The 7,693-nt window shown below is 43.2% G+C and carries 6 protein-coding genes, 2 rRNA genes and 1 pseudogene; all 9 read left to right on the forward strand.

All coding sequences use genetic code 11. From position 1 onward, the window contains the following. Positions 1–100 (forward strand): 23S ribosomal RNA (locus HMPREF0106_RS0125055); the annotation flags it as partial. A gap of 120 nt (positions 101–220) precedes the next feature. Next, positions 221–331: ribosomal RNA gene (gene rrf, locus HMPREF0106_RS05885) — 5S ribosomal RNA — on the forward strand. Between the two features lie 125 nt (positions 332–456). Continuing rightward, on the forward strand, positions 457–690 hold the full coding sequence (locus HMPREF0106_RS05880; RefSeq protein WP_004311794.1) for a hypothetical protein: 234 nt from the start codon (positions 457–459) through the stop codon (positions 688–690). A 402-nt stretch (positions 691–1,092) separates the two neighbouring features. Further along, positions 1,093–2,589 carry a 2-isopropylmalate synthase gene (locus tag HMPREF0106_RS05875; protein ID WP_004315472.1) on the forward strand — a complete coding sequence of 499 codons (1,497 nt, stop codon included), beginning with the start codon at positions 1,093–1,095 and terminating at the stop codon, positions 2,587–2,589. 69 nt (positions 2,590–2,658) lie between these two features. Continuing rightward, the gene (leuC, locus tag HMPREF0106_RS05870; protein WP_009040720.1) at positions 2,659–4,053 is read left to right on the forward strand and encodes a 3-isopropylmalate dehydratase large subunit; all 1,395 of its coding nucleotides are present in this window, start codon (positions 2,659–2,661) and stop codon (positions 4,051–4,053) included. Positions 4,054–4,094: 41 nt separating this feature from the next. Continuing rightward, positions 4,095–4,691 (forward strand): 3-isopropylmalate dehydratase small subunit, encoded by a 597-nt coding sequence (gene leuD, locus HMPREF0106_RS05865; RefSeq protein ID WP_004307192.1) that lies wholly within the window; start codon positions 4,095–4,097, stop codon positions 4,689–4,691. Next, positions 4,673–6,220, forward strand: coding sequence for an alpha-isopropylmalate synthase regulatory domain-containing protein (locus HMPREF0106_RS05860; RefSeq protein ID WP_004315473.1), 1,548 nt, complete (start codon positions 4,673–4,675; stop codon positions 6,218–6,220). The genes leuD and HMPREF0106_RS05860 overlap by 19 nt, the downstream gene beginning before the upstream one ends. A gap of 60 nt (positions 6,221–6,280) precedes the next feature. Continuing rightward, positions 6,281–7,342, forward strand: a complete 1,062-nt coding sequence (leuB, locus tag HMPREF0106_RS05855; protein ID WP_004311790.1) for a 3-isopropylmalate dehydrogenase — start codon at positions 6,281–6,283, stop codon at positions 7,340–7,342. 208 nt (positions 7,343–7,550) lie between these two features. Beyond that, positions 7,551–7,693: pseudogene (locus HMPREF0106_RS27205) on the forward strand (IS5/IS1182 family transposase); the annotation flags it as partial.

Here is a 7,693-nt window from a genome sequence, read left to right on the forward strand (position 1 = left end):
TTTCTTAGGGTCGTTAAAGACGATGACGTTGATAGGATGCAGGTGTAAAGGTGGTAACATCAAAGCCGAGCATTACTAATTGCCCGTTCACTTTCTTTCAAATATGTACCGGTTGGGTATATACGTTTAGCGGATTACTGATACAGAAACTGGAAACAGGGAACAGAAACATACTAGTAATGAACTTGAGATTTTACTTTTCATCATGTCATAACCTTATTCAGGTGGTTATAGCACGAGGGTTCCACCTCTTCCCATTCCGAACAGAGAAGTTAAGCCTCGTCACGCTGATGGTACTGCGTAACAGTGGGAGAGTAGGTAGCCGCCGTTTTTAGAGAAGCCCCTTGATTCAGCAACGAATCAAGGGGCTTTCTGTTGTTTGGTACTTTGCAAAAAAAGTGTTATATTTGCGACCGACAATTATTTTATTAAACGTTTAAAGCAAATTTGAAAGGTATGAAAACTAAATTATTTTTGGCTGCTGTAGCAGTAACATTTTCTTTTGCAATGATGTCTTGTGCTGGTAACAAAACTACTAACGCTGCTTCTGAAGGTGAAGAAACAACCGTAGAAACTGTAGAAGCTGTTGTTGAATCTGATTCTTGCTGCCAGGCTAAAGATTCTTGTGCTACTGCTTGCGACAAAAAAGCTGATTGCGCAGAAAAGAAAGAATGTTGCGATAAGAAGTAATCTATTGATTTAGAACAATAAAGAAGAAGAGGGAGAGAATGCTGAAAAACATTCTGCTCCCTCTTTTCTTTTAATGAAATATAGACCTGTATTCGTGATATATTTTTGGTAAAAATCGGCTTTAACTTATGAAATGATATTTTTTTCGATAAAAAAGTAACGTATTATTTGGTGGAAAAGAAATAATCCATACCTTTGCACCGTCAAACTATAAAAGAGACAAGAAATGAACCAGATGTTTATACATATTCTACTATGCGGTATTATTATTCTACTATCAAAGGTTAGTGGAAGTGAGTGCTGCGCGTAAATGTGTATAAATGAAAATATACGAAAGCCTTTCTCACTTCCAAGTGTGAAAGGCTTTTTTTAATGCTAATAATTATATAATATACATTGAATATGGACAATAGGTTATTTATTTTTGATACCACTCTTAGAGATGGTGAACAGGTTCCGGGATGCCAGTTGAATACAGTAGAGAAGATTCAGGTAGCAAAGGCATTGGAAGCGTTGGGAGTAGACGTGATTGAAGCCGGATTCCCCATTTCGAGCCCGGGAGATTTTAATTCAGTGATTGAGATTTCAAAAGCGGTGACTTGGCCTACTATCTGTGCTTTAACACGTGCAGTTCAAAAAGATATTGATGTTGCTGTAGATGCACTGAAATTTGCTAAACATAAACGTATTCATACCGGTATCGGTACTTCTGATTCGCACATTAAATATAAATTCAATTCGAATCGTGAGGAGATTATCGAACGTGCGGTAGCTGCCGTGAAGTATGCCCGCCGTTTTGTGGACGATGTAGAGTTTTATGCAGAAGACGCAGGCCGTACGGATAACGAATATCTGGCACGTGTGGTGGAAGCCGTTATCAAAGCGGGAGCTACCGTAGTGAATATTCCTGATACAACGGGTTATTGCTTACCTTCAGAATATGGTGCTAAAATAAAATACCTGATCGACCATGTAGACGGCATCGATAATGCCATACTTTCTACTCACTGTCACAACGACTTGGGTATGGCTACTGCCAATACGATAGCCGGTGTTTTGAACGGCGCACGTCAGGTGGAAGTTACCATCAACGGTATCGGCGAACGTGCAGGAAATACTGCCCTCGAAGAAATCGCCATGATTATCAAGAGTCACCACGAAATAGATATTCAGACCAATATCAATACACAGAAGATTTATCCGACCAGCCGCATGGTATCCAGCCTGATGAATATGCCGGTACAGCCGAATAAAGCGATCGTTGGACGTAATGCTTTCGCACATTCTTCAGGTATCCATCAGGACGGTGTGTTGAAGAATGTACAGACGTATGAGATTATTGATCCGCATGATGTGGGTATTGATGATAACTCTATCGTATTGACAGCCCGTAGCGGACGTGCCGCGTTGAAAAATCGTCTTTCTATTTTGGGAGTTGACTTGGAGCAGGAAAAGCTGGATAAGGTATATGATGAGTTCTTGAAGTTGGCTGATAAGAAGAAAGATATTAATGATGACGATATTTTAGTATTGGCAGGTGCAGACCGTAGCCAGAATCATCGCATCAAACTGGATTATTTGCAGGTGACGAGTGGTGTCGGCGTTCGTTCGGTAGCTAGTTTGGGATTGAACATTGCCGGTGAGAAGTTTGAGGCTTGTGCCAGTGGTAACGGTCCGGTAGATGCAGCTATCAAGGCATTGAAGAAGATTGTAGAACGCCACATGACTTTGAAAGAGTTTACTATTCAGGCTATCAGCAAGGGAAGTGATGATGTAGGTAAAGTACACATGCAGGTAGAATACGATAACCAGATTTATTATGGTTTTGGAGCTAATACAGATATTATTGCCGCTTCCGTAGAAGCTTATATTGACTGTATTAACAAATTCAAATCATAAAAAAGAGACTGACAGTCGTATCGGCATTTAAAATAGTAAATAGTAATTAGTAAAATAGTAAATAAACAGATGAATACATTATTTGATAAGATATGGGATGCCCACGTGGTGACTACTGTGGAAGATGGTCCTACACAGCTTTATATTGATCGCTTATATTGTCATGAAGTGACTAGTCCGCAAGCTTTTGCCGGATTGCGTGAACGTGGAATCGGAGTGTTGCGTCCGGAAAAGGTATTTTGTATGCCCGACCATAATACACCGACACACGATCAGGATAAGGAGATTGAAGATCCGATTTCTAAAACGCAGGTCGACACACTGACTAAGAATGCGAAGGATTTTGGTTTGACACACTACGGTATGATGCATCCGAAGAATGGAATTATCCATGTGGTAGGTCCCGAACGTGGTTTGACTTTGCCGGGAATGACGATTGTCTGCGGTGACTCTCACACTTCTACTCATGGTGCGATGGGAGCAATCGCTTTCGGTATCGGAACAAGTGAAGTGGAAATGGTATTGGCTTCGCAATGTATTCTTCAGTCAAGACCGAAAACAATGCGTATCACGGTAGACGGTGAACTGAGCAAAGGGGTGACTGCAAAAGATGTAGCTCTGTATATGATGTCTAAGATGACTACCAGCGGTGCTACCGGTTACTTCGTAGAATATGCAGGTTCGGCTATCCGCAATCTGACAATGGAGGGACGTCTTACCCTCTGTAACCTTTCTATCGAAATGGGTGCACGTGGGGGGATGGTTGCTCCAGACGAAGTGACTTTTGAATATATCAAGGGACGTGAAAGTGCTCCGCAAGGTGAAGCATGGGACAAGGCTTTGGCATATTGGAAGACATTGAAGAGTGATGACGATGCCGTATTCGACAAGGAAGTCCGTTTTGAAGCTGCTGATATTGAGCCGATGATTACTTACGGAACGAATCCGGGTATGGGTATGGGCATCACACAGCACATTCCTACGATGGAAGGAATGAGCGAAGCTGCACAGGTTTCATTCAAGAAATCAATGGACTACATGGGCTTCCAACCGGGTGAATCTTTGTTGGGCAAAAAGATTGATTATGTATTCCTCGGCGCTTGTACAAACGGGCGTATCGAAGATTTCCGTGCATTTGCTTCCATCGTGAAAGGCCGCAAGAAAGCGGAAAATGTAATTGCATGGCTGGTTCCGGGTTCATGGATGGTAGACGCACAGATCCGTAAGGAAGGAATCGACAAGATTTTGACGGAAGCCGGATTTGCTATTCGTCAGCCGGGATGTTCTGCTTGTCTGGCGATGAACGATGATAAGATTCCTGCCGGAAAATATTCGGTATCTACCAGCAACCGTAACTTCGAAGGACGTCAGGGACCTGGTGCACGTACCTTGTTAGCTAGTCCTCTGGTGGCTGCTGCAGCTGCGGTGACAGGTGTGATTACCGATCCGAGAGAACTGATGTAATTTCAATCATAAATCATAATTTATAATTCATAAATAAGGCGATGGCTAAGACAAAATTTAATATAATCACAAGTACTTGTGTACCTCTTCCTTTAGAAAACGTAGATACCGACCAGATTATTCCGGCACGTTTCTTGAAAGCAACCACTCGTGAAGAAAAATTCTTCGGTGATAACCTTTTTCGTGACTGGCGTTACAATGCAGATGGTTCCCTGAACAAGGATTTTGTGTTGAACAACCCTACTTACAGCGGACAGATATTGGTGGCAGGTAAGAACTTCGGTTCGGGTTCCAGCCGTGAACACGCAGCCTGGGCCATTGCAGGATATGGTTTCCGTGTGGTGGTATCCAGTTTTTTTGCCGATATTCATAAGAATAATGAGTTGAACAACTTTGTGCTTCCGGTGGTTGTAACCGAAGAGTTTCTGCAAGAATTGTTTGATTCGATAGAAGCAGACCCGAAGATGGAAGTGGAAGTGAATCTTCCCGAACAGACCATCACCAACAAGGCGACAGGTAAAAGTGAACATTTTGAAATCAATGCTTACAAGAAACTTTGTTTGATGAACGGATTGGACGATATCGATTTCTTGTTAAGCAATAAAGATAAAATAGAAGAATGGGAAAAGAAGGCGTGAAAATAGAAATCATGGACACAACGCTCCGTGATGGTGAACAAACCAGCGGAGTATCTTTCGTGCCTCATGAGAAACTAATGATCGCCCGTTTGCTGTTAGAAGATTTGAAGGTAGACCGGGTGGAGGTTGCTTCGGCGCGTGTGTCGGACGGTGAGTTTGAAGCCGTGAAGATGATTTGCGACTGGGCGGCCCGTCGTAATCTGCTCCATAAAGTGGAAGTGCTCGGCTTTGTTGACGGGCATACTTCTGTTGATTGGATTCAGCGTACCGGTTGCCGCGTGATTAACCTCCTTTGCAAAGGTTCACTGAAGCATTGTACGCAACAACTGAAAAAGACACCGGAAGAACATCTGGCAGATATCATTAATGTGGTGCATTATGCCGACGAACAGGATATAACCGTCAATGTTTATCTGGAAGATTGGAGTAACGGTATCAAGGATTCTCCCGAATATGTATTCCAGTTGATGGATGGATTGCAAGAGACGAGTGTCAAGCGTTATATGTTGCCTGACACGTTGGGTATCTTGAATCCCTTGCAAGTGATAGAGTATATGCGGAAGATGAAGAAACGTTATCCGAATACTCATCTCGATTTCCATGCGCACAATGACTATGATTTGGCAGTGAGCAACGTTCTTGCAGCCGTATTAAGCGGTGTCAAAGGACTGCATACCACCATCAACGGACTGGGCGAACGAGCAGGAAATGCTCCCCTCGCAAGTGTGCAAGCCATCCTGAAAGATCATTTCAATGCGGCGACCAATATCGACGAGAGCCGTTTGAATGATGTCAGCCGGGTAGTGGAGTCTTATTCGGGTATTATGATACCTGCCAACAAACCGATTGTAGGTGAGAATGTCTTTACGCAAGTGGCAGGTGTGCATGCCGACGGCGATAACAAAAATAATCTTTACTGTAATGATTTGCTTCCCGAGCGCTTTGGCCGTAAACGTGAATATGCGTTGGGCAAAACAAGTGGCAAAGCCAATATCCGCAAAAATCTCGAAGACCTCGGATTGGAGCTGGATGAAGATGCTATGCGCAAGGTGACGGAGCGTATCATCGAACTGGGCGACAAGAAAGAATTGGTGACACAGGAAGATTTGCCGTACATCGTTTCTGATGTGTTGAAGCATGGAGCGATTGGTGAGAAGGTCAAACTGAAGAGCTATTTTGTGAATCTGGCTCATGGATTGAAACCGATGGCTACGTTGAAGATAGAAATCAACGGAAAAGAGTACGAAGAGAGTTCAGGCGGTGATGGCCAGTATGATGCTTTTGTTCGTGCATTGCGTAAGATATATAAGGTGACATTGGGACGCAAATTCCCGATGCTGACCAATTATGCAGTGACAATCCCTCCCGGTGGGCGTACGGATGCATTTGTGCAGACAGTAATCACATGGAGTTATGACGAGCAGGTGTTCCGTACCCGCGGACTTGATGCCGATCAGACGGAAGCTGCCATCAAAGCTACTATGAAGATGTTGAACCTCATCGAAGATGAATACGAGAAGAGCAAGTGAGAGATAACTTGCCCAAAGAATGTTTTTTATAAGAATATATAAATAGAAGAATAAACGATTATGGATTTTAAAATTGCTGTATTAGCAGGCGACGGTATCGGACCGGAGATCTCTGTGCAAGGTGTAGATGTGATGAGTGCCGTTTGCGAGAAGTTTGGCCACAAAGTAAGTTACGAATATGCAATCTGTGGAGCTGATGCGATTGATAAAGTAGGCGATCCGTTTCCGGAAGCAACCTATCAGGTTTGTAAAGATGCGGATGCTGTTTTATTCTCTGCCGTAGGCGATCCGAAATTTGATAACGACCCTACTGCTAAGGTACGTCCGGAACAAGGTTTGTTGGCGATGCGTAAGAAATTGGGACTTTTCGCTAATATCCGTCCGGTGCAGACATTCAAATGCCTGATTCACAAATCTCCGTTGCGTGCGGAACTGGTAGAGAACGCAGATTTTATCTGTATCCGTGAGTTGACCGGAGGTATGTATTTCGGTGAAAAGTATCAGGATAATGACAAAGCGTATGATACCAACTATTATACTCGCCCGGAAATCGAACGTATCTTGAAAGTGGCTTTTGAATATGCGATGAAGCGCAGAAAACACCTGACGGTGGTAGATAAGGCAAACGTGTTGGCTTCTTCCCGTCTGTGGCGTCAGATTGCACAGGAAATGGCTCCGAACTATCCGGAAGTGACAACAGATTATATGTTTGTGGACAATGCTGCAATGAAGATGATTCAGGAACCTGCTTTCTTCGATGTGATGGTAACGGAAAACACCTTCGGTGATATTCTGACTGACGAAGGTTCTGTAATCAGTGGTTCTATGGGCTTGCTTCCTTCTGCTTCCACAGGCGAGAGTACTCCGGTGTTTGAACCGATTCACGGTTCATGGCCGCAGGCTAAAGGATTGAATATTGCTAATCCGTTGGCACAAATTCTTTCCGTAGCTATGTTGTTTGAGTATTTCGATTGCAAAGAAGAGGGTGCGCTGATTCGTAAAGCAGTAGACGCTTCTTTGGATGAGAATGTACGTACACCGGAAATTCAGGTGGCTGACGGTGCTAAATACGGAACGAAAGAAGTAGGACAGTGGATTGTTGATTATATCAAGAAAGCTTGATATTCTACACCACAGATTACACCGATTCACACAGATTGCTGATGGAGCTGTATAACAGCCCTTTATAAATAATTTCACCCACGTTATAGCTATCTAGTCGCCCCTTAGAATGTGCTTTTACGCCTAATAATCAACATATTAATATATAAATTGCTTTGATATATCTGCAAGTTTTTGTATCTTTATGGTTGAAAACTTGCAGATTATTATGATAAACAAGACCACCCCTCAGCCCTCCTTGTTCAGCTCTTTGACAGACCAGCTGAATCCCAGGCATCCCTTATACCTGCTTGCCAATAAGATAGACTGGCGCCGTTTTGAAGAAGCTTTCTCCCCGCTATACTGTGCCGT

The sequence above is a fragment of the Bacteroides sp. D22 genome (genome assembly GCF_000163675.1).
GTDB classification, from domain to species: Bacteria; Bacteroidota; Bacteroidia; order Bacteroidales; family Bacteroidaceae; genus Bacteroides; species Bacteroides xylanisolvens.

Bases quoted from the DNA above. Each gene is read 5' to 3' on its own strand.
- HMPREF0106_RS05880 (WP_004311794.1), top strand. From the start codon at position 457: ATGAAAACTAAATTATTTTTGGCTGCTGTAGCAGTAACATTTTCTTTT.
- HMPREF0106_RS05875 (WP_004315472.1), top strand. From the start codon at position 1,093: ATGGACAATAGGTTATTTATTTTTGATACCACTCTTAGAGATGGTGAA.
- leuC (WP_009040720.1), top strand. From the start codon at position 2,659: ATGAATACATTATTTGATAAGATATGGGATGCCCACGTGGTGACTACT.
- leuB (WP_004311790.1), top strand. From the start codon at position 6,281: ATGGATTTTAAAATTGCTGTATTAGCAGGCGACGGTATCGGACCGGAG.
- HMPREF0106_RS05860 (WP_004315473.1), top strand. From the start codon at position 4,673: ATGGGAAAAGAAGGCGTGAAAATAGAAATCATGGACACAACGCTCCGT.
- leuD (WP_004307192.1), top strand. From the start codon at position 4,095: ATGGCTAAGACAAAATTTAATATAATCACAAGTACTTGTGTACCTCTT.